This window comes from Microbulbifer sp. CnH-101-G, from assembly GCF_052466775.1.
On sequence record NZ_CP174292.1, the window covers coordinates 3,221,145 to 3,247,170 of the forward strand.

The following is a 26,026-nucleotide window of genomic DNA, read 5'->3' on the forward strand; positions in this document are numbered from 1 at the left end:
CCAGAAGACAGTTTAAGCCCCGAGTATTGGGGCTAAAGGGGAGAGGCTAGTGATGCGCCGAGACCGCTGAAGCGAAGTGACCACCCTGCTTGCTGGCAATAGCCGAGGTAATATCCCCCAGGCTGAGTATACCAACCATACGTTTCTCACTATTCAGCACCGGCATTCGCCGCAGCAGCTGCTGCTCCATTTTGTGCACTGCAGAGAGGAGGTCATCTTCCTCCCAGCACCACTCAATGCCCTCGGTCATCACATCGCGAGCGGTCAGTGAGGAGAGGTTACCCCCCTGCACGACACCGCGGCATACGATATCCCGGTCGGTTACCATGCCCACCAAACGATCATTCTCACCGATGGGAACCGCACCAATATCCTCATCCCGCAGGATTTTAGCCAATTCCTGCAGCGAGGTATCTGGTGTACACCAAGTTGCTCCCTGGTGCATAGCTTGTTTTACTTTCATCGTGTTACCTCTACGAAAATTCTAAAAAGCTATATTCAAAGCGACCTAACCTACCGTTAGGAAAAAGAATTAATGCACTTCGATACGCTTTCTCTGTGGCGGATGCCCTTCATGTCTGGGAACGGTCAAGGTCAAAATGCCATCTTTGAAGTTTGCGTCGATTTCATCTTCGCGAACATCTTCACCTAAATTGAAACTGCGTAGGAACTTGCCATAGCGACGCTCTTGTCGCAGCACCCGGCCCTCTTTCTCTTCCTTAATCTCACGGTGCACTTCAGCCTCAAGGGTTAAAACACCATTCTCTAAGGTGATATTGATATCATTCTTGCCGACACCCGGTAGCTCAGCACTAATTTCATATCTGTTTTTTCGCTCACTCACATCAATTCGCGGTGAGAAAAAACCCTCCCTTTCATTGCCAATAGCACGACCGGGCGACAGCATCTGCTCAAACATATTATCTAGATCGAGCAGAGAACCTCTGGGTATCAGACTCATACTAACAACCTCCATCTACGGCTATGTCGCAAGAGGCGCAAGCTAGATCCCTAGATCCGGCTTACGCCTCTCACATCTTGACTTCATTCTAGGTAATTTAGCGCCAGTCGGTAGGAATATGTGACGAGTACAACCATCACAAAAGACATAAAGAAAACAGCGAGTATTTAGATTTTATCTAGGGCAAATAGCCCAATATGACCTAAAGGACCTTGAAGACTATCAGCTAAGGTAATGATCAAATCTCTGTTTTTACCGGTGTTTACCCCTTATTTCCTGAAAATAGTGAACAAATCTGAGCTTCTTATTCCAGGCTATGCCGTTAGTCGATGGCGCCAAATTTAACTAGCATAAGGAGGAAGTAAAAAAATGAGGATACGCTCATGGCTTTAGCATGGGTTCTTGTGGCCAATCAATCACAGGCCAGAATTTTTGAAGCACAAAAGCGCGCCGGCAATCTCCATGAAATCCAAGCCCTTCTCCATCCTCAGTCCAGGCTGTCAGGCCGAGAAGTCGATAGCGATGCTCCTGGGCGCAGTTTCGATAGTTATGGCCAAGGCCGCCACGCGATGGGAAATTTTGCAAATTTGCATCGCCGAAGTGGCGAAGATTTCGCCAGAGAAATCGCACATACACTGGAGCGAGGCCGTCAGGAGGGTCGCTTTGAGAAGTTATATATCGTAGCGGAACCTTATATGGTAGGTAGTTTGCGAGACGCACTCAAAACACCCACCCGAGCCACGGTTGCCGGAGAGACTGGAAAAAACTTGGTAGATAGTCAGCCAGATGAAATTCGGGCGCAACTGCCCATCTGGCTATGATTGACTCTTCTTGTGGGAGTCTTCTGAAAGGTGGGGCTGAAATACCAGCCCCTATCACCGATCTATTGAACAGTAGCTAAAAAAAGAGCATTTCTAGGCTTTTTTGGTTTCACTTAACAGATTACCAATAAGCTGATCTTTATCCTGCCAGAGCTTGTAAACCCAGCTATTAAACTCTGCGCGAAACACCTGATCATTCATATAATCAGCCGTAAAGAATTTCTCCGGGATACGAATCTGCTCTATACGAACAACTACGTGCTTCACTTTTCCCGCGAGGAAATCTGCAAAAGTGGGAATACCACCTGGATAGACAATCGTAACGTTCAACAAACGATTAAGCTGTTCTCCCATACTCTGTATGGCAAAAGCGATTCCTCCAGACTTGGGTTTAAGCAAATAGTTGAACGGTGAGCCCTGTCTATCGTGCTTCTCCTGAGTGAAACGTGTACCTTCGAGAAAGTTCATAATACTGGTAGGGATTAACTTGAAACGCTCGCAGGCCTTCTTGGTCGCTTCTAAATCCTTACCGCGCATCTCCGGATGTTTTTCCAAATATGCTTTGCTATAACGCTTCATAAATGGAAAATCCAGCGCCCACCAGCAAATCCCCATTACCGGAACCTTAATAAGTTCCTGTTTAATAAAAAACTTTAAGAAAGGAATTTTCCGGTTAAGAACTGTTTGCAAAACGAAGATATCCACCCAACTCTGGTGATTAGAAGTCACTAGATACCAGCCTTCTTTTTCTAGCTCTCCATCTACCTTCACATCCCACTTTGTCTTCTGGGTAAGTTTCATCCAGCCTATATTCAGAATGATCCAGGCCTCAGCAATCGACATAAAAATAGTCGAATAAGTTTTTCGCAGTGCGGCAAATGGGAAAATCAACCGCAGCACAACAAAAAACAAAATAGGAATAAAGCAAATAATCGTACTGATAAACAGCAGTATCGAGGTCAATATCAATAATACTGTCGAGGGAAGAAAATTTAACATCTCATATTTCTAAATTAAGTGGTAAAAAAGAGACTTATTACAGGCACCCGAGCTGGCAACAATTACCTGGCTATACTCGAGCGCACACTATCTTACTTCTATATAAAGTCTCCACTACAGACCTGACTAGAGGTTAGCTACCTCAATCATCATCGCGGTATACATTTTTAAATTCAGGCGAAACTGCTCAACCGTAATAAATTCGTGCTCAGAGTGCCCGGTGTAGGCAGCTCCAGGCATGGAGGGACCAAAACTCACGGCATTTGGCAGCAGCTTGGCATTGGTGGAACCTCCAATCGCCACAGGCTCAGCCTTTTCCATACCGGTAAAGTGGCGAAAAACTTGTAAGAGTGGTTTTACATGAGGAGCATCGTCCACCCTGTAGGGATTCCCCAGCGTAACTTTTGTATCTGTAAGTGCAATACCCGTGCGTTCCTGCCAATTGGCTAGGGCTGCGTGGATCTCCTTTTCCAGTTGGGGGGCTGTCTTCCCTGTTGGACGGCGCAGATTGAGATAGCTGGTCAGACCAGAGTCTGTCTCCTTCACCATGGTAACCGCTGCCGTCATAGGCCCCATAAAAGTATCGCTGTAAGCGATATCACCAAACTGCTCGGCCAGGATGCCAGTGCCAACCAGATCATTCAAATAACGCACCGTCGAACCAGCACTATTGGCGGGCCACTGGTGCACACTGAGCACGTCCGCTAAATACGCAATCGCGTTAACCCCATGTTCAGGCTCTGAACTGTGGGTAGCCACACCGCGAGCGATAATCTCTAAACTGCCGTTACCGCCAATAAACTCAAAAGAAGTGGCCTTGTGTTGAGCGGCACGAGCACGAATAGCCGCAACTAACTCAGTATTGACATTTTCCAGTACCGCACGAGCCTCATCAGGCACCTGACTGCGAAAGTAGCCCCCAGTGAAGCTTTTAACATAGGGTTTATCAAAGCTATTTGGCAGTACACCAGCTGTGGTGACTTGTACCTCACTCCACCCCTTCTCTGCCGTTACCACCGGATAGCTGGCATCTATGGTGATGTTGTAGGCGGGGGTGGGATAAGTTTTCAGGAATTTCTTGAGGGGTTCCCAGTCGGACTCTTCCGCTAAATAGACCAGAAGCTCAACCCGGCGCTTCATGGGTATTCCCTGGTCCTTGATCGCTTTCATCGCGTAGAGTGCTGTGGCGATGGGGCCCTTATCATCCTCACTGCCTCGGGCAATCAGCTTGCCGGGCTCGCTTTCTGCATCCAAGATAAACGGGCTTTTCTGCCATTTAACCGGGTTGGCTGGCTGAACATCCCCATGGGTAACAATACCCACTTTCTCTGCGCCCTCACCCAGGGCAATGACCACAACGTGACCAAAATCTTGGTATTCCAGCCCCAGCTCTCCAGCCTTCTCCTGCAAAGTCTTTTTAAAGCCTATAAATTCAGGGTTGCGATCCAATGGCAGGTCTTCGCGGGCTACGGTTTCAAAACGTACCAAGCTCGCCAGAGTCTCGGTCATGGCGACCTCGTATTTATCGACCGCATAGTCGGATGCATCCTGAGCCTGGGACGATACCCCGGCCACAACAGGCACAGACAGGCTTGTAGAAAGAAACAGCGGTAAAAGAGCGTGTCGTAACTTCATGAGCCCCCCAGGCAAATAAAAGTGCCATTGTACACGCCAGCCAATAGCATCACTCGCCATTATCCCCCAACCCTGAAGGTAATTATCGCCAGCTAAGAGCACCTGGGAGTGAGTGTGAAGTTTCGCCATAGTAAAACTTGGAACTGCCAACACTTTGAACTGGGCAATGAAATAGGTGAACTTCATCCACTTTCTAATCGCCAGCGTAATATTTAACCGGATATATGAATGTAAAGGTGTTTGAAGGGATCCCTCCCACCTCGGCCAGTAATAGGAATAGCTATCATCAGTTCCAAGCTTACATAGGCCTGTTAAAAAATAACCATTAAAGATGACAGACCAAACCAGCCTAAAGCCCTTATAAGCGCTAGTAGGCACTAGCATTCCAGGGCTACTAAAATTTTGGGAGTGCAACGCGAGACGTGAGTAGCATATGGCGACGACCAACGGCAAACATTTCCACCGCAAGCAGTGGCTGAGCGTCCAACAAGCCGTCAGCCACCTGAGTGCACTGGCGGAAGAGCCCTTAACCAGCACCCACCTGGCAGATTTAGCCGAGGAGAAGCTGCTCGATCTTTACTGGTACCGACCGGGACAAAAGCTGACTTTCCTCAACCGAAAAGGGCAGAGAGAGCTGGTCGAGCCCTTGCGCCTTTGCACAGATAATCACAGCGATTGGCGCGCGGTCGTCGGAATTCTCCGCCACAGTCCCGCCCTCCCCGCTTATGAGCAAGACACGCCCCTACTGGAGGATGCCGAGGGCAACCGCCTGCGAATCACATTTGACTACCACCAACGTCCAGAACCATTTAGCGGCCGCTGGTATCCCAGCTTGGCGGAGTTGGTGCTGAAACGCAGCGATTTGGAGCGGCTCGAGCCCAAGCTGTTTTCCAGCCAGGAGAGCGAAGACAAACTGGAACGCCAGTTACTACTCGACGTGATCTGGCAGCTTGAGCAGTTGGCCCTGGAGGGCGAGCGTCACTCCACCAGCTGGCTGGCGGAGCAGCTGGCACAGCGCTCCTCGGCACTGGATAGGGGGTCCTGCGAGCGGATTCTTCTCGCAGCAGAGCGCGAAGGTAGTCAAAACCGCCCGCATTAACCGAGCAATTACTGAGGTTTCCCGGTGGTTCTCACCACCAATCGTTATTGATCCCTCTCGCAAAGATTCCTGCCAACCATTGGTCACGGGCAACAAAAGCGATACCCTAGCGCCAAGTTTTAACCCGCTGATCGGACGGATGCGAAATTAGCCACCCTTGGCCTTCTTCACCCCAAAAGATCCAAGCGGTTAAGGGATTCGAGGCTAGCCAGACAGGCATCTCGAAGTCTCATCTTTTCATCCTATCAGCCAAAAAATTTGGAGATAGAGCTTGCAGACTCGCAATAATCAAAATCAATACGGCTGGGTCGCTATTGCACTGCACTGGCTGATGGCGCCAGCAGTCATAGGTGTCTTTGCGCTCGGCTGGTGGATGCGCCAGTTATCCTATTACAACCCCTGGTATCAACAAGCTCCCAGTATCCATAAGAGCCTTGGCGTTTTGCTACTGATCGCTTTGGTGCTTCGTCTACTGTGGCGTTCAGTCAATGCCACACCTAAAGCAGATCCTGGAACACCTCGCTGGCAGGCACTCACAGCCCACGGTATTCACGGTCTGATCTACTTACTGCTATTCGCCATTATGCTGTCGGGGTACTTGATCTCCACTGCCGATGGACGCCCTATTGATGTATTCGGGTGGTTTAGTGTAATAGCTACCATCCAGGACATTCCCAACCAGGAAGACATCGCAGGAAGCCTACACGAGATTCTGGCCTGGACTCTAATCGCCCTTGTAAGCCTCCACGCCCTGGCAGCGCTGAAGCACCACTTTATCGACAGGGATGCAACACTGCGCAGGATGCTCGGTCTGCCTGGCATGCCTAGCCGCCAGAACAAGCAAGACACAGTTACAACCACAAAAAAGGAAACCTCTATATGAAGAAGCTCACCGCCCTGCTTTTTGTCGCTCTACTTAGCACTACAGCCCAGGCAGCGGAATACAAAATCGACACTAAAGGCGCTCATGCTTTTGTTCAATTTCGCATCAAGCACCTTGGCTACAGCTGGCTGTATGGACGTTTTGACGATTTCAGCGGCTCATTTTTTTATGATGACAAGGCACCGGAAAAGTCCTCCGTTAACGTCGATATTGATGTGACCAGCCTCAACAGCAATCACGCCGAGCGCGACAAGCACCTGCGTGGATCCGATTTTCTCCACACAGAAAAATTCCCTAACGCAACGTTTAAAAGCACCAGCTTCGAACCATTGGAAGACGGTAAGGCACTTTTAAAAGGTGAGTTAACTCTGCGTGGCGTCACCAAACCGGTAACCATCGACGTCACCAATATCGGCGGTGGTAAGGACCCTTGGGGTGGCTACCGCCAGGGTTTCAGCGGTACCACTGAATTTGACCTGAAGGATTTCGGCATCGACTACAACCTGGGCCCAGCCTCCCAGAAGGTTGAAATGATCCTCGATATTGAAGGGATTCGTATCTAAGGGATAAGGACTCGCAAACTGCTTTAAAGTCCGGTTCACAGCGAACCGGACTCTCCCATCTCAACTCCCCATTGATACTCCCTGGCAGAAACTACCGCATAATTGGCATTTTTTAGCGGCGCAAGATCTATTAAATTAGTACCAACTAGCCAGCATCGAAGAGCGCTATGAATTAACCAAAACCTGCCACCGTTTATAACTATTGGTGAAGAAGGCGTCTAGCAGTTGGTCGGGGTAACTGCAAAGAAACTAAAGAAAAGCAAAGTTTTAACTAGTTCACACTAAGTGAGCACAAACTATTACGCTACTTTTGACGACACCGACGCTTTTCAGTGAAAATAGCAATTATTAGTAGTAGCAGTGATTGTATTCACTCCACAGTTGGGTATAAAAAGAATCTCAAGATTTCGCTGTTTCCAGCCTCCAATGTATGCTCTCACCTCCCGCCTCTTGGGGTGGAAGAGTCAACCTAGCATTACCCTAAAAAAGCGGGTTTCCGAGAGCCTGGGGCGATAGCATTTTGAGATCACTCTTTTTTGCTGCCGAGTGAGTAAACTCATCCGTAACAGTGAGCCGCCACCAGATGTGGTGAAAAGCTCCAACTCAGCCCCCGGCGTAACCCGGAGTAAAAGGACAAGACAATGGCTTGCTTACAGCATCCAGATAGGGATCAGCCCGTATACCTGATGGCCCACCACACTATCGGCCGCCGTCAGGGGGCCGTGGACACTCGCATCACCAGTGCCGAAATCTCTGGTATTCACGCGGCTATTCAGTGGACCGGTACTCATTGGAACATTCGCGACCTCAGCCGCAATGGGACCTGGTTAAATGGCCAACAGCTGGTTCCGGCCAAGAGCTACCCATTGCAAACCGGGGACAAGGTTTGCTTTGGCCGAGTCAATAACCCCGCTTGGGTGGTCGAGAATCTCGATGCCCCAGAGAACTTACTGATTGACCTGAAAACCGGGGAAGCCCAACCTCTAGAGCAGTACCATCTGCTGCCAGATGAAAGTGAACCCCTCGCCAGCCTACATTTCAGTCCAGTTACCGCCCAGTGGCAGTATGAGTTTACCGGCGATACCGGTGAGGACGGCAACAAGCGCCTGGTAAATCACGGAGATCGCATTGATTGCGGCCTGCAAAGCTGGCAACTGTTTCTCGCCGATAACCAGGGCGCAACCAAAGAGCTCTCATTGCAGCAGCTGTCTATTACAGACTTCGGGTTGCGCTTTTCTGTCAGTTCCCACGAGGAGCATGTCCAATTACAGCTGCAGCGAGAGGGAATGAAGCAGTCCCTGCCGGCGCGAATTCACAACTACCTGCTACTGTATCTAGCCCGGGCACGCTTCCGCGATATGCAAAATGGTATGGATGCAGACTCTCAGGGCTGGGTTTCTATTCAGGTAGCCACCCATGAGCTGGGCATCACCGTCAACCATTTAAATACTCAGATTTTTCGCGCACGTAAGCAAATCTCTGAGTCATTACCAGATGCGGTAGATACCTCAAACTTGGTAGAGCGACGCTCCTGGGAGATTCGCCTGGGTTGCCATCAGTTTGAAATCTATAAAGGTACTCAGCTGGAAGCAAAGACCGAGGTACAGGAAGCCTAATTTTTGGCCTCTGGCCTTTCTTCTTACCCCCAGTCGCCAAAAGATCGCTCTGTGCCTATTACTGCAATACTCTGACAGGCATGGAGACTCGGTCCTATCTCATAAGTCCTGGCTTACTGAATAGAAAGCCAGGCTTTTCTGTCATATATGACTATTGGTTAGGACAACTCCAGGCACGTGATTACCAAGCGACAACTCACTTGCTCTGCTTCTTAAAGTAAAGACTTTAAAAACCTTAAATTGCCGTTTTCTGCAACCGATAGCAATCCAAAAGAAATGGAATAACGTGAACCATTTCCCCTGAAGAGAGGACAGATGGCTTCACGAAAATGTACTATCAGGTAGAATCCCCTATCCATCCGAAAAGAACTAAATACAATGGACGTAGTTGCGCTGGAGAAAACTGAGGTATATCAAGGCCGCTATAGGGTAGAGCGCACCCTTGGCGCTGGCGGTATGGGTGTTGTCTATCTGGCTGAGGACGTAAAGCTAGGACGTAAGGTTGCCATCAAGCAGTTGCGCTCTGATATGACAGGTAACTCCGCCGAGGCCCGTTTTCGCAGCGAAGCACAATTATTAGCCAGACTGAATCACCCCAACATTGTACGTTTGTACGATGTCCTGGAGGAAGACCACAATATCGCCCTGGTCATGGAATTGGTTGAAGGGGTTACCCTTAAAGAATGGATGCGCGAGCGCAGCGCCACACTGGCTGAAAAACTCGACTTATTAATGCAAATCTGCCTGGGGTTAGGGAAAGCCCACTGCCTGGGGATTATCCACCGGGATCTAAAGCCCGAAAATATCCTGGTCACCAATGATGGCGTAGCCAAAATCACCGACTTCGGCATCGCTAAGGCCCTCGACTGCGACCAGCAGCTCACCAGAGAAGACCATATCGCCGGCAGTGTTCAAGCCATGTCTCCCGAGCAGTTGCAAGGCACCAACCTCGATGCCCGCAGTGATCTATTCAGCCTCGGCAGTATCGCCTATGAATTACTTTGCGGTCGTAAACCTTTTGAGCGTGGCGATAAGAGTGCACTGGCTTTTGCCCAGCAAGTTATCAGTAAGCCCCATATTCCACCACAACAGGCTTGGCCGGAAATCCCCAAGCCATTAGCCGCACTTTTAGACCGACTGTTGGGTAAGCGCCCAGAACAGCGGCCAGAATCTGCGGAAAGGGTTTTTGAAGCTTTAGAACTGGTGCGCAAGCATGGTATTGATGTAAATACACAGCAGTATTCTGAAACTGTCACCCAGCTATTAATTAAGCCACGCAAGAAAAACAAGTTTGTCGCTAAGGTTCTTACTTGCTCGGTAGCGCTAATAATAGCTGTATATTTAGGCTGGCAGTACTTTATGCAGTTACCAGCTCAATATATCGCAGTGCTACCGATAGAGATTAATGGGGAGTTAAAGGGAGGGAGCGATGCAGCAACACTTGTTCATGCGGTAGTACGCCAGGCTCTTATGAGTACGCCTTCAGGTCTCAGATCTAGCGCCTTGGTTAGCTATTCTCCTAAAAAGGGCAGCTCTTTAGAAGAGCAGCTGCAAGAACTAAGGGACAAAGGTGTGACAGATGTTCTGCAAGCACGACTAGACTGTATGCAGCAGCGCTGCAATATAGAGCTTCTCAGAGTCAACCCCATTGACAGCCAGATTAAGAATCAGAGTAGTTTTGTTTTCCTCAGCGATGAACGCCAGGAAGCACAATACACTATCCATAACAGTGCACTAGAGCTCTTTTCCCCAGATTACAGGCAGGAAAATATCAATGATATACGGATGGAACCTGCCGATTATAAGCAATACCTTACGATTCTAGCCAAACGCGGCAGTAGTGAGCCAATGCTGCCTTCTGACTTAGAATCCACTGAGGATCTAATTGCCAAATATCCAAAAAATATTAATCTTTTTTCTTTGTATGCCTGGGAAGCGGCCACCAGATATATGAAGACCAACAATACAAAAATTTTAACTAGAGCCTTGAGAATTCTTGCTAATGCAGAAATTCCAAGCAAACATCAAACTTCCTTACTTGAAGCTAAGCTATTAATCCAGTCCGTAGGTTCCGATGAAGAGGGGTTTAAGGCTACTCTAAGTAAATTACAAGCAAAGGGACATCCCTCAGCCCACTTGCTGGCTCAATTTTCCCGCTTTTTATATATACAGGGAAATTATATGCAAGGTGAAAAATATGCCAAACAAGCCGCAGCGTTACACCCATCAGCACTCCACCAATATCTAATAGCAATCAATCAGGTAGCAGCAGGAGACTATAAGACACCCAGACAAGTGTTAGAGCAGCTAATTAAAACATCCCCAAACTACTACCCCGCCTATGCCCTTCTAGGTGCGATTGAACTAGAGAATGGCAACTTACAACTTGCTCAAAAGGCAATTTTATCCGTACCAGAGAACGCCCGCAGCTGGCGCACCAAGTCCAACTTAGGAACCATTTTTTTCCTACAGAAAAAATACACTGATGCGCTTTCTACATACCTAGAGATACTGGAATCAACCCCAGAAAATACTCAAATGCTCATGCAGATAGCTGAAACCTACCTAATGCTGTCTGACCAAGTTAAGGCAGAGACCTATTACAAAAGAATATTAGAGCTTACTCACGGCAGTTCGGACTTGAGTGACAGGTACTTCCGAGCTCAGGCTTTAGCACATCTGAAGCAAACCCCTAAATCTATAGCTCTAATTAAAGAACTTTTACGCAAATCTCCAGATGATACTTTTGTTAAGTATGCTGCCGCCCAAGTCTACTCCCTTGCAGATGAGTGGCAATCTGCGAATTATCATTTGGAGCAACTCTTGGAGCAAGGGATGGGGGCGAGATGGTTCGCATTACCCGCTTTTCAACAACTCTGCACCCAGCCCCAAACTTCAAAAAAGGTAAAAAATAGTATCTGTTTGCATTAACCACCGTTATTGGTAGGCGGGAGCGGGTCAATCCCCGTCTTTGGATCACCAGAGACAAAATGCATCCCAGTTGTCGGATCTACACACATCCACAGGAAATTGAACCGGTCAGGAATGCGGTCCTTATCCCGGATTTTAATGACTAGTTTGGTATAGTCCCCATCGACTTCCCTCGCACGCGCACGGAACTGATGACGAAAATCTGGAGTTAATGCGATAATACCGTCTAACTTATGATCTTGCTTGTAGCGAACAAATTCCAACTCACGCCCTGGTACCTCAGATAAGTCTAGGGTGATTTTCAGCGTAACCACACCATCTTTATGGGTTTTGAAAAGCATATTACCAAAATGCTCTTCCGGATTATCGGCATTAAACAGCGGCCAGTACTGCGGCTCACCATCTTTTTGCTCTCTAGGCCGTAAAACCAGATCCAATTTCAAGCCTTCTTTAGGTACCTCGCACTCCAGTACGGGTAAATCGGCACAAGTGCTCATCGTTCATCCCCTTGTAAGCATTTGTTATTTGGTGTCATCCTAAGACGTTTTTTCTTGTGTAAAATACGTCTGTGACTGCGTCATGATAACCAGTTCCGTTTCGAAAAAAAGCCGGCAGTAGCAATCCTGCCGGCCCGGAATGATGGTCCCAACCATCGACGGTTACAACAACACTATCAAGAGCAAAATTTGGCATCCGTGCCTCGGGCAAGCTCATCCATAAGGTCCGACTAAGACTCTGCACCCGTCGGTTCCAGCTTGTCCGCTCAGCTTGCGCTGATTCTTCCCACTTCTCGCACCTCCGACAGTGCGAGAATACAAAATCCATCCGAAATGTTGTGGGGGCTGCCCATCCGTGGCAGGGAACCGCTTTCACAATCTCCCGTACCCCCTCAACTGGTAGCTACTTTACGAATTCAGGAATTACAGGTCTATCACGGCCAATTACAAGGAATTACACGCCAAGTATTTTATCCTTTCTCTTAGGCTGTTAGAGTCATCTAATAACAAAAAGCATCACCTAATGAGGATACGATGGAAGCGAATCTCGAAGATGTAAAAATTCTCTCTCCCCGACGCAACAGCACTGAGGCTACTAATATTGCGGAGCTTGCTCGGGAGCAACTCCAGCACTTTTGTATTGACCGGGAATCGGAGCACGGGCGTTTATTGGAGCAAACTGCAGCTCTGTTATATCAGGCCCAGGGCAACTTGAATCAGCTGTGGAGCCAGGTAAACGAAACGCTGAATCGACTGGATCGGTCCGACAAAATTGCCTACTTCAATGCCAAACGTTTTATGAGTTTCCAGCTGGCAAAACTGTTAGACACCCTGCAAAATCCACTGCGTGCCAGCTTTCAGAGCCTGCAAGGGGACGATTTCAATATCACCACCCGCGGTGGCTACCCACTGTTCGATAATATCCCTGCGATTTTTTCCGCTACCCCGGTTATTGCACGCACCGCTACTTATATCTATGCCTGTACCGAGTGGGTGGATGACGCCTTCCGCGGCCGTGAACCCAGTCACGATATCTACTCACGCCTACTCAACCCCACTTCTATCTCCCTGGCCAACGCCATTGTGGATCTGGAATGCGGACCGGCGGCTAATGAATATATGGCCTGGAACTTCAACTCTGGAATGGCCGCTATTGATGCGCTGCTTTCCAATCAGCTACGCCGCGACGATATTCTGATCGTCTCGCGTAATATTTATGGGGGCGTGCACCAGCTATTACAGGACTTTTATGCACGCCCCGATAAGCTGGCAATCCAGCTGGTTTGGTTTGATGGCACCAGCGGCGAAGACTTTGAAAAACTGATCGCCGACACCCAGCGCGATTATGCCGATGCCCTTCAGCAAGGCTCCAAACTTCATGTCTATATCGAGTCGCCCTGCAATCCCCACGGTATCATGTTGGATGTACCAGCTATCTGTAAGGCTGCGCACCGGGAAAATATTCTGGTCAGCTTGGATGCCACCCTGGCCACCCCTTTCCTCTATCAACCACTGCGACGCAAAGATCGCGAGGAAAGACCAGACTTTGTAGTGCACTCCTACACCAAAGACATTGGTGGCACAGGCGCCGCAACCGCCGGCGTAGTGATTGGGGAGAACCATCGTATGTTTATTCCCAAGGGAGACAGTGCTAAGGGGCTGAACTGGGATCAGTGCATGTTCTGGGATGTGTATTACATCAAAGGCGCTTTCCTCGATGCAGACAAGGCCTGGGAAGTGCACTGCGGCATGCGCACCCTGGAAATGCGTATGTTGACCAAGTGCATCAATACCCTTTGCCTCAGCCATTTCTTCGCCAGCCACAGTAAAATCCGGGTGAACAGTCATGCAGTGGAAAGCCACCCGAACTCAACGCTGCGTGAAACCCTGATGCGCTATCAGCTGCCGACGCCACTCTTCAGTATCGATATGGAAGCGGCACAAATTCCTACAGAAGCTTTCAAGAGCTTCTTTGATGCGCTGGAGCCCGCCTTTGGACAGATGGTAAGCCTGGGGCAGACCAATACCATGGTGCTCTGCCCTGCACTCACCTCTCACTCCGAACTCTCTCCTCAAGCCATGGAGGCGGCGGGAATATTCTCAACCACTATCCGTATTTCCGTGGGAGATGAAAACATGGCCCAGCTGGCAGCTCATGTGATCAGTTGTGCACGCCTACACTTGGATCCGGTCAGCCCAGGGTTTAGTGAGGGCTTTATGTCACCACAGGAGGCGGATGCAATTTTTACGCGCTTTTATCTGGAGTCGCATCAAAAAGTCGTAGAGTCACAACCGAAAATCATCGATTATCTATAGAGGGATTGAAAAGTGGTGGGTACGGCTAATATCCTCGGCCGTGCCCCGCTTGTTGCACTAGTCTATATCCCGTAGTATCACCGCTTCTGTCCATAATTTAATCAAACAAAAATGCCGAATTTTTCCGCCCAACTTCTGGCCTGGGTGCTCTTCTGTTTCTCAACTCTGGCTATGGCACAGGGATATGAGCAGCTTTACAGCGATTACCGTGGCAGCCTTTATCAAATCCGCCTGATCGAGAAATCTTCTAATTCCAAAGCCGGGCTCGGCTCAGGTTTCCAGATTTCTGCCGATGGCCTACTCGCCACTAATTACCATGTCGTCGCTCAAGCAGTCAGCGACCCGGATAAATACATACTGGAATATCTTTCAACCGATGGCACCAAAGGCACTCTAAAGCTTCTGGATATTGATGTTGTCAACGACCTGGCGCTACTGCGCCAGGACAAGCCGGGTAAGGAATATCTGCAACTCGCCACTGAAACGCCGAAACAAGGCGAAACCATTGTCTCACTCGGCAACCCCCTGGATCTTGGAATGACCTTGATACCAGGCACTTATAACGGTATCGCCGGAGGCAGTTTTTACGATCGTATTCATTTTGCAGGTTCTATTAATCCCGGCATGAGTGGTGGCCCTGCGATTAATACCCGCGGTCAAGTAGTGGGAATCAATGTGGCAACTGCCGGCAACCAGGTGAGTTTTTTGGTGCCGGTGGATAAACTGATCAACCTGCTAAAGCACTTCCATCAACGCAATGTGGCACTGGACCTACAAAAGGTCACCTACCAACAACTGCTCGACAATCAACAGCGTATTATTGATTCCATCCTGGAAGCAGACTGGCAACGGCGCTCTTTAGGTGAGGCCAAGGTCGTCGGAGAAATAGTTCCTGCCATTAAATGCTGGGGTAACAGCGAGGAAGACAGCGACAACCCCATCAAACGTATCGACAAAGGTTGCACCGGACAGGATGTGATATTTCTCTCCGATGAATTCAATACCGGCCGAGTGGAATACGAGTTTTTCTGGTTAGAGGCCGAAAACCTTTTACCGGCGCGTTTTTATGCGGAATACGAACACCAGATGAGCACCTTTTATCCCGGCAACAGTGCCGGCGAAGAGGATGTCACCAACTTTCGCTGCCGCCAGGGGTTTACTTCCCAGCCACGCAATGGGAATGGCAATGGTCCTCAATCCAAGCCTGAACGGAGTAAAAAGCCTCTAATTAGCCGCACCAGCTATTGTGTCAGGCGCTACAAAAACTTCCCCGACCTTTACGATATATTCTTCTTAAGCCTCAGCGTGGACCAAAAAAATCGCGCGCTGGTCAGCCACTTTACTCTATCCGGCTTTACCCGGGAGTCTGCCGACGCCTTTGCCGAGAAGTTCACGAGCGAAATCCAATGGCACTGATAATTGAAGAACTCAACCGCGCTCACCGGGTACAGATGCGCTATCACATGGATGGCGACAAATTCACCCTGGGCCGTGCTTACAGTAACGACGCTATTCTGGAAGATATTCATACAGATGGGCGCCACGCGGAAATCCGTCGGGAAGAAGATGGCAATTACATTCTGCACGACCTAAATACGGTCAATGGCAGCCAGCTGCTGGGAAACCTGAAGGACCGATCAGTTAAACCAGGGGAAATTTCCTCTCATCAGATTTCCTCTGGAGACCTGATACAGTGTGGCAAGTCGCGCTTGCGGATCTTCAATTGCGACGACAGCGTTGCCGAGGCCACGCCTCTGCACTCGCTGGAAAACCTGTTTGCCAGCCTGTCCCACCCTCTATACGCCATCCTCCTGGTGCTCGCCGTAGCTCTGTCCACTGCGCTGCTCAGCTATCTCGGCTACGCGCGCACTTACCAGTGGACTATTGCTGTCAATATTTTGGCGAGTGCGGTGATCGGCCTGGTTATTTATGCGGGCGTTTGGGCTTTCGTAGGCCGGGTGGTGCGTCACGAAACACACTTTTTTGCCCACCTCTCCATCGCCGCCATTGGCGCACTCACTTATGCCGTCTGGGAGTGGTTCGGCAGTGTGCTGAATTACAACTTTGCCATCGGCAATACCATGGAGGTCCTGGACTTCCTGGTGCTCGCCATCATACTGCCCGCCATGCTCTGGTGCGCTTGTTACCTGGCTACCAATCTTGGGCGTGCTTGGCGATGGGCCGTGGCTTTGATACTACCAATCGGATTTCTAGGCCTCAGCTTGGTGGAAACAATCAGCTCGATTGATGACTTCAGTGAAACACCTGAGATTTCTACCGAACTCAAATACGATAATATGTTGCTGCGTAAACCGGTGCCCATGCAGGAATTTATCACCGGTTCAGCGGCACAATTTGATATTCCCATCAAAAATGACGAGTCAGAGAAAGGAAGCAAGGACAGCTCTTCCGAAGAAGACGATAGCGCAGAGGTAGAGTAGTGAATACATCGTTTTGGAGTCCCGGCTTGGAGCAACTGGAGCCGTACACCCCCGGTGAGCAGCCCAGTGGCACAACCCTGATTAAACTAAACACCAACGAAAACCCTTATCCCGCCTCACCTCAGGCACTGGCACTATTAGCACAGAGGGATTTTGCCGATGCTCTACGGCGCTATCCAGACCCAGAGTCCTGTGAGCTGCGCGCAGCCATTGCTGAGCGTTACGGTCTAAATGATAAGCAAGTCTTCGTCGGCAATGGCTCCGATGAAGTACTAGCTCTGAGCTTTTACAGCTTTTTCCGCCGCAACGAACCCTTACTATTCCCAGCTATCACCTATAGCTTCTACCCGGTGTACTGCCAGCTCTTTGGCATAGAGTCTCGTAGCATCCCCCTTTTAGAAGATTTCAGCCTCGATGTAGTGGGTTTCTCAGGTGCTGCTGGCGGGGTTATTATCCCCAATCCCAATGCGCCTACAGGACGCCACCTATCGCTCGATAGGATTGAGGCGCTGCTGCAGCTGCAGCCAGAGCGGGTGGTCATCATTGATGAGGCTTACATCGACTTTGGGGGCGAAAGCGCCACTCAGCTAATTGAGCAATACCCCAACCTACTGGTAATTCACACCCTGTCGAAGTCCTATGCACTGGCCGGTCTGCGCCTCGGCTTTGCCATGGGCCAGGAGCACTTGATTGAAGGGCTGCTGCGCGCAAAGAACTCCTTCAACTCCTACCCTATCGACGCGATTGCCCAAGAAGTGGCAACTGCAGCCATTCGCGATAAAGCCTGGCACGAGGACAACTGTGACAAGGTGATCGCCACACGCTCAAGAACAGAGGAGGCCCTGCTGGAGCTGGGATTCGAAGTTATTCCCTCTATGGCGAATTTTATCCTGGCGAAGCCACCAGCCCCCGGTGCCGAGACCCTCTACCTGGCCCTACGTGAGCGGGGTATTCTGGTGCGCTACTTCGATAAGCCCCGTATCCGCGAGTACCTACGCATTTCCATTGGCACCGATAAAGAAATGGATCAACTCATAGGGAACTGCAAAGAGATACTTGCGTCACAGAGCTAGTACACTGTCTGTCTATACTCGTCGGGTCCGCGCCTCGCGCAACCCGACCACCAGACTTACCGGTAACTAGGGATTTATGTCTCTCTTATTTAAGCGCCCCAGACTGTTCGCCAACATCAAGTTATTCACCCGCTCATTGGTTATCGCCTCTGCCGCTCTAGGCTTCCAGGCCCAGGCCAATCCCTGGGAGGAGAGCGAGAGGCCCAGCGCTCAAGATTCAGCCAGCATAGGCACCTACACCAATGGCTGCCTGGCCGGAGGAGAAACCCTTCCACTGCGCGGTGAGGGCTACCAGCTGGTTCGCACCGGTCGCGATCGACATTTCGCGCACCCAGATACCATCGCTTTCCTGAGGGACTTTTCCCAAAGTGTCGCGCAAAGTAATCTCGGCAGGATACAGATTGGTGATATGTCGATGGCGCGCGGCGGCCCATTTGGCAGCGGAGGACATAGCAGTCATCAGACCGGCCTGGATGTGGATATCTGGTATTCACAGGACAGACGCGCCGCTGAGCGTGCGCTGACGGAATGGGAGCGCGATAATATCTCCGCTATCCCCTTGGCAGATACTCGCCAACATCGTTTGATTGAAGAGAACTGGGACGAGCGAGTACCCAAAATCCTCCGTATGGCCGCTGAAGACCAACGGGTCGAGCGTATATTTGTCCACCCCACCATCAAACGCCATTTATGTGAAGTTTCCGGTACCGACAATGAGTGGCTGCGCAAGGTTCGGCCCTGGTGGGGACACAATTACCACTTTCATGTACGACTGTCCTGCCCGGCCGGGAGCAACAACTGTAAACCCCAGGCCCCCGTGCGCACAGCACCCTGTGGCAATGACCTGGACTGGTGGTTTAGCGAAGAATTCTACGCAATACTGAACGGCACTAAGACCCAACCGACAAAACCCAAACCCAAGACGATGCCGCAACAGTGTCAGCAAGTTTTACTGGCACCCCCGGCCGGCACCACGACGGAATAACTCTATGATCAACACCTTGCTTATCTGCGGCGGTGGCAGCAGCGAGCACGAAGTGTCCCTGCGCACCGCAGACTTCATTGAAGGGCAACTGGCAGAATCCGAAGATATCGCCCTAATGCGAGTAGAAATGGACTCGAGCGGTTGCCTCACCGATAAAGAGGGCCGCGTCTACCATATCTTCTACGATGGCAAAATTCGCGATGAAGAAGGCAATGCCTGGAAAGTGGATTACGTTATCCCCGCGATCCACGGATACCCTGGGGAAACGGGCGATCTACAGTCCCAATTAGATATGTACGGTATTCCCTATTTTGGGTCAGCACCCGAGGCGAGCAAAATTTGTTTTAATAAAATTAAAACAAAAATGTGGTTGAGCGCACTGGGAATCGATAATACCCCCTATTTATTCTTACACAGCCTTGAAGCTGAGGAACTGGGTAAAGCCCACGCAGCACTGGAAGAATGGGAGGCGGTTTTTGTTAAAGCATCAAACCAGGGCTCCTCGGTGGGCTGCTTCAAGGTCAGTCGCAAGGAAGATCTAGAAGATGCGATAGCAGAAGCATTTACCCTCTCATCCTACGTGCTGATCGAGAAAGCTCTCAATGCTCGCGAACTGGAAGTCGCGGTGTACACTTTTGGCGAAGAGCTGATAGCCACCCATCCAGGTGAGGTCCGCGCACCGGCAGATACTTTTTATACCTACAAAGAAAAGTATGCCTCCGGTAGTCGCGCTGAGACTTTTATTAAAGCTGAGGGCCTCAATGAAGAACAACTCGCGTGGATTCAGGAAGTTTCATTACGTACTTTTAAGGCGCTCAAACTTAAAGATCTATCCCGCATCGACTTTTTCCTGACGGAGGAGGGGGAACTCTATCTGAATGAAGTGAACACCTTTCCCGGCATGACCCCCAACTCTATGTTCCCCAAAATGATGCAAAACCACGGTCATGATTTCACTGAGTATCTGACAGGCCAGATTCGCTCATCCGTAGCTCAATCAGAAAATTAATTACTGTTTTAGCTTTTGCTTAAAAAAGGGGTCCATGCCCCTTTTTTAATTTCAATAACTTCCCAAGAGTTAATGTAACAACCAGTCCTGCTGGCGACGACGGGAAAACTGACTGCGCAGAAACTCCATCTGATCCCCACGTATCCGCTCACTATTAATCAAAGCCAAATATTCCGCAGCATTGGGGCAAAAGGGCAAGGCCAGTAATTCCATATCAATATCTTCAAGCAAATAATTGCCCTTGTGCTGATTACAGCGGCGGCAGGCTGTAACTACATTTTCCCAGGAATCCATCCCTCCCTTCGACACAGGGATAACGTGATCTCTGGTCAACTCGAACGATTTGAAAATATTGCCGCAATAGAGGCAGGTATGGACATCCCGAAAAAAAAGTGCGCGGTTTGTGAGTGGCGGACGACTGCGTGGGCGCGCCATTCGAGCACCGCCACAAGCTATGATCGATGCCAGATCCAAGGTGGACCGCTCACCATTTCGATTAAACCCGCCGCGTACCCGCTGCACTATGCCCCCCAGAGACCAGGTAACCAGATCGCGTACATACAAGCAGGAGGCCTCCTGCCAAGTGAGCCAATCTAATGGTTGCCCCGCCAAATTCAGGCGTAAAATTCGCGCTTGCATGACCTCGCCTCCCCGCAATTAAACAGAAAAACCCGGCCCACTGCCGCTATAACGAGCAAAGTGGAAATTTTTAAAGCGCCCAAAAGTCCGCTTTGAAAGACCAACTGGAAACAAGAGAGAAGAAGTTGAACCTGAACAGGAGTGTCCAGTTTCGATAGGATATTGAAATGATTAGAGAGACGACCCGCTGATGATTTCACTGACAATTTGACAGCAACCCAGCAATGAGGGAATGCCAGGGCATAAACGGGCACCGCTAATGATTGATTGCTGAATGCGCCATCCTCCACCGGCCCGAGCAATTATGGCCGACCTCTCATCATTAAAGCGGATAAATATTACAAATTCCAGACAAGCACGAACTTAACTTACAATAAAATGGCAGCCACTAAGAATAATCTACTAGAGAAAGAGTCAAGAGTGTGAGGGGTAACTAGCAGGAGTTATTTAGAGAATTAGCTGGGGCTTGAAGCATTTAAAACACCGCCCAGGCAATCCGGCCCGGGCGGTGCGTCTCACAGGATGGTGCCCATATCCATAGGGCGAGCGGCGCATTCCTTTTATCCTTTGCCGCAGAGTTGCAGTCCCTTTTGCGTCCCTGCCAGTTAATTATGGACATCAAGCGAAAAAAAAGTAGGGGCAATCTGCTGAATTTTGTGTAAGACATATCTCACAAGGTGAAATATTTCTTTCATAAAAGAAGGGGAGACCCGATGGGAGCACTGTGCTAAAACAAGGCTCAGTGCATGAGCGCGGCCACTATAAACACCTTTATTTCAAGTTCAATCGATACAGGGAATAAGACGTTGAAATATACGCTAATTTTTTTGCTTATCTTCAGCGCCGTTGTTTCAAGCGCCTTCACTGTGGTTTCTTCGGGTATTAGCGTGCCCTGGCGCCAGATAACTGGTGGCGCAAAAACCAACGAACAGAAAGTTCTTCAAAAATTATCTGCTGCCACTGGCTATCAACTAGAACTATTCGCCGATGATGTGCCCAATGCACGCTGGCTGGCAATAACCCGTTCGGGGGATATCCTGGTTTCCCAACCAAAGAAGGGACAAGTTTCCCTTTTATCCCCCGACCGCAATGGTGATGGGCGCGCTGATAGCCAGCGCATCTTGATTGGCGATCTCAACCGGCCACATGGACTTCTACTGCATGAGAACTGGCTTTACATCGCAGAAAGCGATGCAGTCGGCAGAGTGCCCTTCGATCACTCCGATGCCCGTTTGGCTGGACGATACCATAGAATTGTCGAAGGCCTGGAGGACAGTGGCCACTGGACCAAAACCCTCGAGAAGGGACCGGATGGCTGGCTATACCTGAGTAGTGGCTCCAGCTGTAATGTCTGTGTAGAGAAAGATCGCCGTCGCGCCAGCATCATGCGCCTACGTCCCGATGGCAGTGATCTAAAAATATTCGCCACCGGTTTACGCAACAGTGTGGGGTTTGACTGGTCACCCAAAGATGGCGGTCTCTACGCCACCGATAACGGCCGAGACTGGCTGGGTGACAACCTGCCACCCGATGAACTCAATCTGATCCATCCCGACAAATTCTATGGCTGGCCTTATGCCTATGGCGACCGGGTGCCAGACCCTGACTTTATCGATGATGAAGACCCCACCATCAAAGAGATGATCGCCGCTTCCCTGCCACCAGTGCACGAGTTTGCCGCACACAATGCTCCACTCGGCATCCGCTTTCTGCGCAGCCCAGAGCAACCCGCAGGTTATCGTGGGGCCGCTTTAGTCGCACTGCACGGCTCCTGGAACAGAAGTGTAAAAGATGGTTACAAAGTGGTTTCCCTGCATTGGAATGAAGGTGGAAAGATCTCCCAGCGGGACTTCCTCTGGGGTTTCCTCAGCGAAAACCGCAAGGAGGTCTCAGGCAGGCCAGTGGCAATTGCCGAGGATGGTAAAGGCAATATTTATATTTCCGACGATTACGCAGGAGCCATCTATCGTCTCTTTCCCACCGCTACCCCACAAACCGCTACCCCACAAAAAGTAAAGTTATCAGCGGAGAAAGCACCTACCACACCTAGGGTACCCAAAAAACCGCCACCAACCGATGCCGCCGCCGCACGCGAGGGAAGAGCACTTTACCTCAGTCACAATTGCGCCCAGTGCCACCAACAACAAGTGCCATTAACCGGGCTCAACAAAAAGTACACACTGCAAAGCCTGGCGGACTATTTTGATACCCCAACGCCCCCAATGCCCAGGTATGACCTTACCGGGGAACAGAAAAAAGCACTGGCCCACTACCTGCTATCGCGCGAGGCCCTGCAATAACCCTCACCAGCCCTTGCCCCGTGCCAATTGACCCCTGCCGCGCCAACGGCTAAGGTTGCCCCGCAATTACGAGGCGATGCTATGGCGGCAAAGAAAAAATCGGCAAGTTTTGAACAGAGCCTGGAAGCCCTGGAAGAATTAGTGGAGCGTCTGGAAGCGGGTGATCTGCCCCTGGAAGAGGCCCTGGCCGACTTTGAGCAGGGAGTCAAACTCACCCGAGAGTGCCAGAAAAAACTCGCTAGCGCCGAGCAGAAGGTCAAAATGCTCATGGAGGAGAACGGCAGTATTCGCGAGCTGCCGTTCGAAGCCGACGACTCCACAGGCGACGATTAAATGAGCGCCCCAACCCCGCCCGCTGAGCTGAGTGCTTTCCTCAAGGGCTCCTCTCAGCGTGTCGAAACCCGACTGCGCGATACCCTGGCCGAGTCTGTTCCCGGAGCAAATAAGCTTTTCGAGGCCATGCGCTATGCTGCCCTTGGCCCCGGCAAGCGCCTGCGCCCGGCACTCGTCTATGCCTGCGCCCAGATCTTTTATGGGGTGGATTTCGATCCGGCCAAATGCGATGCCAGCGCCGCGGCCCTGGAGTGCATTCACGCCTACTCGCTGGTGCACGACGACCTGCCGGCTATGGATGACGACGACCTACGTCGGGGCCGTCCCACTTGCCATATCGCCTTTGACGAGGCCACGGCCATTCTCGCCGGTGATGCGCTGCAAACCCAGGCATTCGAACTGCTTTTGGCCGATAGCACCGAACCTACCGTGAAGTTACAGCTTATCTCTGAGCTCTCCAGGGCATCCGGCGGGCGAGGGATGGTGGCAGGCCAGGCCATAGACCTGGATTCTGTGGATAAAACCCTCTCCCTGGCACAGCTGGAAAAGATGCATCGCCTGAAAACGGGCGCCCTCATTCGCGCCAGTGCGCGCATGGGCGCCCTCCTCGGCGGGGCCGACAGAAGTCAACTGGAGGCGCTCACCCTCTACGCTGAGGCCATTGGCTTGGCTTTCCAGGTACAGGACGACATCCTTGATATCACTGCAGACACTGCGGTGCTGGGTAAAACCCAGGGCGCGGATGCCCTGCTCAACAAACCCACCTATGTCTCCCTACTGGGCCTTGATGGCGCCAAAGAGAAGCTGCAGGGCTTGCACAGGGAGGCCCTGGATGCCCTCAAAGCCCTACCGGGCGATACACTATTGCTGAGGCAGCTGGCAGATTATATCGTCCAGCGCGGCCACTAAGTCGGGGCTCCCGCCCCGCCACTGGGATGCAATATGCCCGTCACAGGCATACAATCCCCCTCACTAATACCATCTGTAGCAATTGAACCGTTTGATGCTCGAAGATATTCCACGCACTCGCCCGCATACGCCACTGCTCGACGCCATCGACGAGCCGGCACAGCTGCGCGCACTCGATGAACGCCAACTGCCCGAACTCGCCAGTCAACTGCGCGAGTACCTGTTGTACTGTGTCGGCCAAACCGGCGGACACTTCGGCGCCGGCCTCGGTGTGGTAGAGCTGACCATCGCCCTGCACTATATCTACAACACACCGGAAGACCGCTTGGTCTGGGATGTGGGTCACCAGACCTACCCGCACAAGATCCTAACAGGCCGCCGCGAGCAAATGCTCACCATGCGCCAACAGGGTGGCCTGTCAGGCTTCCCCAAGCGCAGCGAAAGCCCCTACGACACCTTTGGTGTCGGCCACTCCAGCACCTCCATCGGCGCAGCCCTGGGTATGGCCCTGGGCTCTCCCGACGAGCGCAAAGTTGTGGCAGTAATTGGCGACGGCGCTATGACAGCCGGCATGGCCTTCGAGGCGCTCAATCACGCGTCTCACACCGGCCGGGATATGTTGGTTGTTCTCAATGACAACAGCATGTCGATCTCTAAGAATGTCGGCGGACTAGCCACCTATTTCGCCAAGATTCTCGCCAGCAAAACCTATCTCAATATGCGCGAGGGCAGCCGCAAGATACTGTCGGCCATCCCCAAGGCCTGGCAGCTGGCGCGCCGCACCGAAGAACATGTCAAAGGCATGATCACCCCCGGCACCCTATTCGAGGAGCTGGGCTTCAACTACGTGGGACCACTAGACGGTCACAATATGCACGATTTGGTGCATACCCTGCGCAATCTGCGCAGCCAGCCCGGTCCCCAGCTACTGCATATCGCTACGACCAAAGGCAAGGGCTTTGGACCGGCGGAGGCCGATCCGGTGGGCTACCACGCATTGAACAAGCTTGAGCCTGAAAGCAAGGTTCAGGTGGCCGTACCGGGCAGGAAGAAGCTCCCCAAATACCAGGACATCTTCGGTCAGTGGCTATGTGACACCGCTGAAAAGGACGAACGTCTGATCGGCATTACTCCTGCCATGTGTGAGGGCTCCGGTATGGTGGAGTTCTCCAAGCGATTCCCCCAGCGCTTCCACGATGTGGCGATCGCCGAGCAACACGCCGTAACGCTTGCCGCCGGTCTCGCCTGCGAGGGACAGAAGCCGGTGGTAGCCATTTACTCCACCTTTCTGCAGCGCGGTTATGACCAGATGGTGCACGATGTGGCTATCCAAAATCTGGATGTCACCTTCGCTATCGACCGCGCCGGTCTAGTCGGTGAGGACGGCCCGACACATGCCGGCAGCTTCGACCTAACCTTTATGCGCTGCTTGCCCTACCTGGCTATCGCCGCACCCAGTGACGAAAATGAGTGCCGCCAGTTACTGTATACCGCCTACAAGCACAAGGGTCCCGCAGCGGTACGCTATCCCCGCGGCACCGGCATGGGCACGGCGATCGAAGAAGAAATGCGCGAGCTACCTATTGGTAAGGGCCGTCTACTGAGCAAGGGCAGCGGCGTGGCCATTTTGAATTTTGGTACCCTGCTCGCCCCAGCCATGGCAGCGGCCGAGCGCCTCGGCGCCACCCTCGCTGATATGCGCTGGGTCAAGCCATTGGACGAGGCCCTGATCGATGAACTCGCTGACAGCCATCAGTTACTGGTTACCATCGAGGAAAACACCATAGCCGGCGGTGCTGGCAGTGCCGTTATGGAGTACCTCAACAGCTCTGCGCGAACGCAACCCGTTCTGCAATTGGGACTGCCCGACCGCATCATTGAGCACGGTAAGCACAAGGACCTGCTCGCAGCTATAGGCCTCGATACCGAAGGTATCGAGGAACAAATCCGCCGGCGCTTACAGCTACTTAACCGGCACAATTTTAACGACCGCGCTGCAGCCGCCAACTAACCATA

Annotated in this window: 22 protein-coding genes; 16 read left to right on the top strand and 6 right to left on the bottom strand. The window is 51.2% G+C overall.

The features are described 5' to 3' along the window. Positions 1–46 precede the first annotated feature (46 nt). Together ACJJID_RS14260 and ACJJID_RS14265 are read right to left on the bottom strand one after the other, a co-directional pair. Positions 47–463, bottom strand: a complete 417-nt coding sequence (locus ACJJID_RS14260) for a CBS domain-containing protein (protein ID WP_299579694.1) — start codon at positions 461–463, stop codon at positions 47–49. A 69-nt stretch (positions 464–532) separates the two neighbouring features. Beyond that, the gene (locus tag ACJJID_RS14265) at positions 533–961 is read right to left on the bottom strand and encodes an Hsp20/alpha crystallin family protein (protein WP_152454880.1); all 429 of its coding nucleotides are present in this window, start codon (positions 959–961) and stop codon (positions 533–535) included. Positions 962–1,344: 383 nt separating this feature from the next. On the opposite strand from ACJJID_RS14265, the gene ACJJID_RS14270 reads away from it, so the two are divergent. Next, positions 1,345–1,782 carry a host attachment protein gene (locus ACJJID_RS14270; protein WP_444920048.1) on the top strand — a complete coding sequence of 146 codons (438 nt, stop codon included), beginning with the start codon at positions 1,345–1,347 and terminating at the stop codon, positions 1,780–1,782. Between the two features lie 93 nt (positions 1,783–1,875). Here ACJJID_RS14270 and ACJJID_RS14275 read toward each other — a convergent pair whose 3' ends face one another. Both ACJJID_RS14275 and ACJJID_RS14280 read right to left on the bottom strand, forming a co-directional pair. Further along, positions 1,876–2,781 (bottom strand): acyltransferase, encoded by a 906-nt coding sequence (locus ACJJID_RS14275; protein ID WP_444920049.1) that lies wholly within the window; start codon positions 2,779–2,781, stop codon positions 1,876–1,878. Between the two features lie 126 nt (positions 2,782–2,907). After that, positions 2,908–4,545 carry a dipeptidase gene (locus tag ACJJID_RS14280; RefSeq protein WP_444920050.1) on the bottom strand — a complete coding sequence of 546 codons (1,638 nt, stop codon included), beginning with the start codon at positions 4,543–4,545 and terminating at the stop codon, positions 2,908–2,910. Positions 4,546–4,849: 304 nt separating this feature from the next. Here ACJJID_RS14280 and ACJJID_RS14285 point away from each other — a divergent pair, with 304 nt between their 5' ends. The 5 genes from ACJJID_RS14285 (at position 4,850) to ACJJID_RS14305 (ending at position 11,508) form a co-directional block, all read left to right on the top strand. After that, the gene (locus ACJJID_RS14285; protein ID WP_152454883.1) at positions 4,850–5,515 is read left to right on the top strand and encodes a hypothetical protein; all 666 of its coding nucleotides are present in this window, start codon (positions 4,850–4,852) and stop codon (positions 5,513–5,515) included. Between the two features lie 271 nt (positions 5,516–5,786). After that, positions 5,787–6,398 (top strand): cytochrome b, encoded by a 612-nt coding sequence (locus ACJJID_RS14290; RefSeq protein WP_444920051.1) that lies wholly within the window; start codon positions 5,787–5,789, stop codon positions 6,396–6,398. Then, positions 6,395–6,961, top strand: a complete 567-nt coding sequence (locus tag ACJJID_RS14295; RefSeq protein WP_444920052.1) for a YceI family protein — start codon at positions 6,395–6,397, stop codon at positions 6,959–6,961. Before ACJJID_RS14290 ends, ACJJID_RS14295 begins: the two co-directional genes overlap by 4 nt. Positions 6,962–7,602: 641 nt before the next feature. Then, positions 7,603–8,577: an FHA domain-containing protein gene (locus tag ACJJID_RS14300; protein ID WP_253868706.1), complete on the top strand. Its 975-nt coding sequence runs from the start codon at positions 7,603–7,605 to the stop codon at positions 8,575–8,577. 378 nt (positions 8,578–8,955) lie between these two features. Further along, positions 8,956–11,508 carry a protein kinase domain-containing protein gene (locus ACJJID_RS14305; protein ID WP_444920053.1) on the top strand — a complete coding sequence of 851 codons (2,553 nt, stop codon included), beginning with the start codon at positions 8,956–8,958 and terminating at the stop codon, positions 11,506–11,508. On the opposite strand, the gene ACJJID_RS14310 is transcribed toward ACJJID_RS14305, so the two are convergent. Next, on the bottom strand, positions 11,505–12,005 hold the full coding sequence (locus ACJJID_RS14310) for a hypothetical protein (protein ID WP_444920054.1): 501 nt from the start codon (positions 12,003–12,005) through the stop codon (positions 11,505–11,507). The two genes, ACJJID_RS14305 and ACJJID_RS14310, sit on opposite strands and share 4 nt — an antisense overlap. A 534-nt stretch (positions 12,006–12,539) precedes the next feature. Here ACJJID_RS14310 and ACJJID_RS14315 point away from each other — a divergent pair. The 6 genes from ACJJID_RS14315 (at position 12,540) to ACJJID_RS14340 (ending at position 19,829) form a co-directional block, all read left to right on the top strand. Continuing rightward, positions 12,540–14,321, top strand: a complete 1,782-nt coding sequence (locus ACJJID_RS14315; RefSeq protein ID WP_444920055.1) for a trans-sulfuration enzyme family protein — start codon at positions 12,540–12,542, stop codon at positions 14,319–14,321. A gap of 111 nt (positions 14,322–14,432) precedes the next feature. Further along, positions 14,433–15,737 (top strand): S1C family serine protease, encoded by a 1,305-nt coding sequence (locus tag ACJJID_RS14320; protein WP_444920056.1) that lies wholly within the window; start codon positions 14,433–14,435, stop codon positions 15,735–15,737. Further along, positions 15,728–16,762: an FHA domain-containing protein gene (locus ACJJID_RS14325; protein ID WP_444920057.1), complete on the top strand. Its 1,035-nt coding sequence runs from the start codon at positions 15,728–15,730 to the stop codon at positions 16,760–16,762. Before ACJJID_RS14320 ends, ACJJID_RS14325 begins: the two co-directional genes overlap by 10 nt. After that, positions 16,762–17,835 (top strand): histidinol-phosphate transaminase, encoded by a 1,074-nt coding sequence (gene hisC, locus ACJJID_RS14330; protein WP_444920058.1) that lies wholly within the window; start codon positions 16,762–16,764, stop codon positions 17,833–17,835. Before ACJJID_RS14325 ends, hisC begins: the two co-directional genes overlap by 1 nt. 76 nt (positions 17,836–17,911) lie before the next feature. Next, positions 17,912–18,820 (top strand): penicillin-insensitive murein endopeptidase, encoded by a 909-nt coding sequence (gene mepA, locus ACJJID_RS14335; RefSeq protein ID WP_444920059.1) that lies wholly within the window; start codon positions 17,912–17,914, stop codon positions 18,818–18,820. A 4-nt stretch (positions 18,821–18,824) separates the two neighbouring features. Continuing rightward, on the top strand, positions 18,825–19,829 hold the full coding sequence (locus tag ACJJID_RS14340; RefSeq protein WP_444920060.1) for a D-alanine--D-alanine ligase: 1,005 nt from the start codon (positions 18,825–18,827) through the stop codon (positions 19,827–19,829). 69 nt (positions 19,830–19,898) lie between these two features. Here the strand turns inward: ACJJID_RS14340 and ACJJID_RS14345 are convergent, their stop codons facing one another. Then, positions 19,899–20,468 (bottom strand): HNH endonuclease, encoded by a 570-nt coding sequence (locus ACJJID_RS14345; RefSeq protein WP_152454893.1) that lies wholly within the window; start codon positions 20,466–20,468, stop codon positions 19,899–19,901. Positions 20,469–21,274: 806 nt separating this feature from the next. Between ACJJID_RS14345 and ACJJID_RS14350 the strand changes: the two genes are divergently transcribed. The 4 genes from ACJJID_RS14350 to dxs all read left to right on the top strand — a co-directional run bounded on the left by ACJJID_RS14350 (position 21,275) and on the right by dxs (position 26,021). After that, positions 21,275–22,768 (top strand): PQQ-dependent sugar dehydrogenase, encoded by a 1,494-nt coding sequence (locus ACJJID_RS14350; protein WP_444920061.1) that lies wholly within the window; start codon positions 21,275–21,277, stop codon positions 22,766–22,768. A gap of 81 nt (positions 22,769–22,849) precedes the next feature. Further along, positions 22,850–23,101 carry an exodeoxyribonuclease VII small subunit gene (locus ACJJID_RS14355; protein ID WP_444920062.1) on the top strand — a complete coding sequence of 84 codons (252 nt, stop codon included), beginning with the start codon at positions 22,850–22,852 and terminating at the stop codon, positions 23,099–23,101. Further along, complete coding sequence (ispA, locus tag ACJJID_RS14360) at positions 23,102–24,010, top strand: (2E,6E)-farnesyl diphosphate synthase (protein WP_444920063.1); 909 nt, start codon at positions 23,102–23,104, stop codon at positions 24,008–24,010. It abuts the gene before it with no gap. Between the two features lie 94 nt (positions 24,011–24,104). Next, on the top strand, positions 24,105–26,021 hold the full coding sequence (gene dxs, locus ACJJID_RS14365; protein WP_444920064.1) for a 1-deoxy-D-xylulose-5-phosphate synthase: 1,917 nt from the start codon (positions 24,105–24,107) through the stop codon (positions 26,019–26,021). The last annotated feature ends 5 nt before the right edge of the window (positions 26,022–26,026 follow it).

What these genes read in the sequence shown, in the direction of transcription:
- ACJJID_RS14260 (WP_299579694.1), bottom strand. Translation starts at nt 463, where the DNA reads ATGAAAGTAAAACAAGCTATGCACCAGGGAGCAACTTGGTGTACACCA.
- ACJJID_RS14265 (WP_152454880.1), bottom strand. Translation starts at nt 961, where the DNA reads ATGAGTCTGATACCCAGAGGTTCTCTGCTCGATCTAGATAATATGTTT.
- ACJJID_RS14270 (WP_444920048.1), top strand. Translation starts at nt 1,345, where the DNA reads ATGGCTTTAGCATGGGTTCTTGTGGCCAATCAATCACAGGCCAGAATT.
- ACJJID_RS14275 (WP_444920049.1), bottom strand. Translation starts at nt 2,781, where the DNA reads ATGTTAAATTTTCTTCCCTCGACAGTATTATTGATATTGACCTCGATA.
- ACJJID_RS14280 (WP_444920050.1), bottom strand. Translation starts at nt 4,545, where the DNA reads ATGGCGAAACTTCACACTCACTCCCAGGTGCTCTTAGCTGGCGATAAT.
- ACJJID_RS14285 (WP_152454883.1), top strand. Translation starts at nt 4,850, where the DNA reads ATGGCGACGACCAACGGCAAACATTTCCACCGCAAGCAGTGGCTGAGC.
- ACJJID_RS14295 (WP_444920052.1), top strand. Translation starts at nt 6,395, where the DNA reads ATGAAGAAGCTCACCGCCCTGCTTTTTGTCGCTCTACTTAGCACTACA.
- ACJJID_RS14300 (WP_253868706.1), top strand. Translation starts at nt 7,603, where the DNA reads ATGGCTTGCTTACAGCATCCAGATAGGGATCAGCCCGTATACCTGATG.
- ACJJID_RS14305 (WP_444920053.1), top strand. Translation starts at nt 8,956, where the DNA reads ATGGACGTAGTTGCGCTGGAGAAAACTGAGGTATATCAAGGCCGCTAT.
- ACJJID_RS14310 (WP_444920054.1), bottom strand. Translation starts at nt 12,005, where the DNA reads ATGAGCACTTGTGCCGATTTACCCGTACTGGAGTGCGAGGTACCTAAA.
- ACJJID_RS14315 (WP_444920055.1), top strand. Translation starts at nt 12,540, where the DNA reads ATGGAAGCGAATCTCGAAGATGTAAAAATTCTCTCTCCCCGACGCAAC.
- ACJJID_RS14320 (WP_444920056.1), top strand. Translation starts at nt 14,433, where the DNA reads ATGCCGAATTTTTCCGCCCAACTTCTGGCCTGGGTGCTCTTCTGTTTC.
- ACJJID_RS14325 (WP_444920057.1), top strand. Translation starts at nt 15,728, where the DNA reads ATGGCACTGATAATTGAAGAACTCAACCGCGCTCACCGGGTACAGATG.
- mepA (WP_444920059.1), top strand. Translation starts at nt 17,912, where the DNA reads ATGTCTCTCTTATTTAAGCGCCCCAGACTGTTCGCCAACATCAAGTTA.
- ACJJID_RS14340 (WP_444920060.1), top strand. Translation starts at nt 18,825, where the DNA reads ATGATCAACACCTTGCTTATCTGCGGCGGTGGCAGCAGCGAGCACGAA.
- ACJJID_RS14345 (WP_152454893.1), bottom strand. Translation starts at nt 20,468, where the DNA reads ATGCAAGCGCGAATTTTACGCCTGAATTTGGCGGGGCAACCATTAGAT.
- ACJJID_RS14355 (WP_444920062.1), top strand. Translation starts at nt 22,850, where the DNA reads ATGGCGGCAAAGAAAAAATCGGCAAGTTTTGAACAGAGCCTGGAAGCC.
- ispA (WP_444920063.1), top strand. Translation starts at nt 23,102, where the DNA reads ATGAGCGCCCCAACCCCGCCCGCTGAGCTGAGTGCTTTCCTCAAGGGC.
- dxs (WP_444920064.1), top strand. Translation starts at nt 24,105, where the DNA reads ATGCTCGAAGATATTCCACGCACTCGCCCGCATACGCCACTGCTCGAC.